The sequence below is a fragment of the Bradyrhizobium sp. PRIMUS42 genome, assembly GCF_023006515.1.
Classification (GTDB): Bacteria; Pseudomonadota; Alphaproteobacteria; order Rhizobiales; family Xanthobacteraceae; genus Bradyrhizobium.
Window position 1 is genome coordinate 1 of the sequence record NZ_JALBGZ010000978.1, and the last position, 1,871, is coordinate 1,871.

The window sequence follows — 1,871 nt, forward strand, 5'->3', positions numbered from 1 at the left end:
AGCCGCGACGTCGCGCGCCAGCACGCGCCCGTCTGCGTCGACGAGCGTCACCGTCTCCAGATCGGCGATCGCGTTGACGCGCGTCGTGATGAGACCAACGGCCTCGTCGACCGACATCATCGGGCCGCCGAAGGCAAAGCAATCGTCCGACAGTTGCGCCATGGTGCCTCGTCAGCGTATCGCGGCGCTCTTCGCCACGGCTTCCTCGACCGGCATCGCGGCGCGCAGCAGCAATGCCGCAGCCGCCGCGATATCGTCGAGATGGACAGTCGGCAGCCCAGTGTCAATGGCGGTGTCAGTCGCGATCCCGGCAATGCCGGGATCGTCGGGGTACAGCAACGGCTTGCCGTTGGCCGCGCGATGCACCTCGATCTTGCGGTGCGGCTCGCGCTTGAAACCCTCGACCACGACGAGATCGACCGCGGACAGCTTGCTCAATAGTTCCGGCAACCGCGGCTCCGCGGCGCCGCGCAGCTCGTGCATCAGGGCCCAGCGGCTTGACGAAGCAACCAGCACTTCGGCCGCGCCGGCCTCGCGATGCCGCCAGGAATCCTTGCCCGGCACGTCGACGTCGAACTGGTGATGCGCATGCTTGATGACCGAGACGCGCAGACCCTGCGCATTGAAATGCGGGATCAGCCGCGTCAACAGCGTGGTCTTGCCCGCACCGCTCCAGCCCGCAAGGCCGATGACTTTCATAACCGTTCGATCTCCTACGGCTCGCCAGCCGGTGGAACCAGCGCTCCCTCCTCGTCATTGCGAGCGCAGCGAAGCAATCCAGAGTGTCTCCGCGGATGCATTTCTGGCTTGCTTCGCTGCGCTCGCAATGAGGAGTGGAGGCATTTTGTCCATTCGCTGCCATGCTTATATCGGCTGGAGCCGAATGTCATGCTAACCTCGCGACCATGATGAAGATCGATAAAGCTCCCGTGCCCCTGATTGTCCCCAATCCAGACGATCCTCGCCTGACCCAGAGCGTGACCGGGACCGACCAGACCGGCGCCAGGGTCGAGATCAAGGTGCCGATGGAGCGGCCGCTGACGCTCTACCTGAATGCCCAGGAGATCGTCACCATGATGACGATCGGCGACTATCCGGAATATCTGGCGCTCGGCTATTTGCTGAACCAGAACATGCTGAAATATAATGACGCGGTCACCGAGGTCGAATACGACGACGACCTCCAGGTGGTCGTGGTGCGCACCACACACCACACCAATTTCGAAGCCAAGCTGAAGAAGCGCACGCAGACCTCGGGCTGCGCGCAGGGCACCGCCTTCGGCGACCTGCTGGAGGCGGTCGAGAGTGTCGCGCTGCCGAAGGCGGAGCTGCGCACCTCCTGGCTCTACCAGATGACGCAGACCATCAACACCATGCCCTCGCTCTATCTCGAGGCCGGCGCGATCCACGGCTGTGTGCTGTGCAAGGAGGGCACTCCGCTCTGCTACACCGAGGATGTCGGCCGGCACAACGCGGTCGACAAGATCGCGGGCTGGATGTACCGCCACGGCGTCGATGCATCGGACAAAATTCTTTACACCACAGGGCGTCTCACCTCGGAGATGGTGATCAAGACGGTCCGCATGGGCATTCCGATCCTGGTGTCGCGCTCCGGCTTCACCGCCTGGGGTGTCGATCTCGCCCGCCAGGTCGGACTGACGCTGGTCGGACGCACCCGCGGCAAGCGCTTCATCGTCCTCGCGGGCGAGGAGCGCATCGTCTACGACCAGGATCTCGCTTACGTCGAGGAAGAGTCGGCCAAGCACAAACGCAAGGGTGAAGCTGGTGACGACTAGTTTTCCGGCCACGCAAGGTGTGCTGCTCGCCGGCGGCCTCGCGCGGCGCATGGGCGGCGGCGACAAGCCGATGCG

The 1,871-nt window shown here is 64.0% G+C and carries 2 protein-coding genes and 2 pseudogenes; 2 read left to right on the forward strand and 2 right to left on the reverse strand.

Features of this window, described 5'->3' with window-relative positions:
- Both MOV75_RS36480 and mobB read right to left on the reverse strand, forming a co-directional pair.
- Window positions 1–162: pseudogene (locus MOV75_RS36480) on the reverse strand (molybdopterin molybdenumtransferase MoeA); the annotation flags it as partial.
- A gap of 9 nt (window positions 163–171) precedes the next feature.
- Window positions 172–699 carry a molybdopterin-guanine dinucleotide biosynthesis protein B gene (gene mobB / locus MOV75_RS36485; protein WP_246932157.1) on the reverse strand — a complete coding sequence of 176 codons (528 nt, stop codon included), beginning with the start codon at window positions 697–699 and terminating at the stop codon, window positions 172–174.
- Window positions 700–905: 206 nt separating this feature from the next.
- Between mobB and fdhD the strand changes: the two genes are divergently transcribed.
- Both fdhD and MOV75_RS36495 read left to right on the forward strand, forming a co-directional pair.
- Entirely contained in the window at window positions 906–1,796 is an 891-nt protein-coding gene (fdhD, locus tag MOV75_RS36490) for a formate dehydrogenase accessory sulfurtransferase FdhD (RefSeq protein WP_246932159.1), read from the forward strand.
- Window positions 1,783–1,871 (forward strand): annotated as a pseudogene (locus tag MOV75_RS36495) (molybdenum cofactor guanylyltransferase MobA); the annotation flags it as partial. The gene fdhD and the pseudogene MOV75_RS36495, both read left to right, overlap by 14 nt.

Bases quoted from the DNA above. Each gene is read 5' to 3' on its own strand.
- fdhD (WP_246932159.1), top strand. From the start codon at position 906: ATGATGAAGATCGATAAAGCTCCCGTGCCCCTGATTGTCCCCAATCCA.
- mobB (WP_246932157.1), bottom strand. From the start codon at position 699: ATGAAAGTCATCGGCCTTGCGGGCTGGAGCGGTGCGGGCAAGACCACG.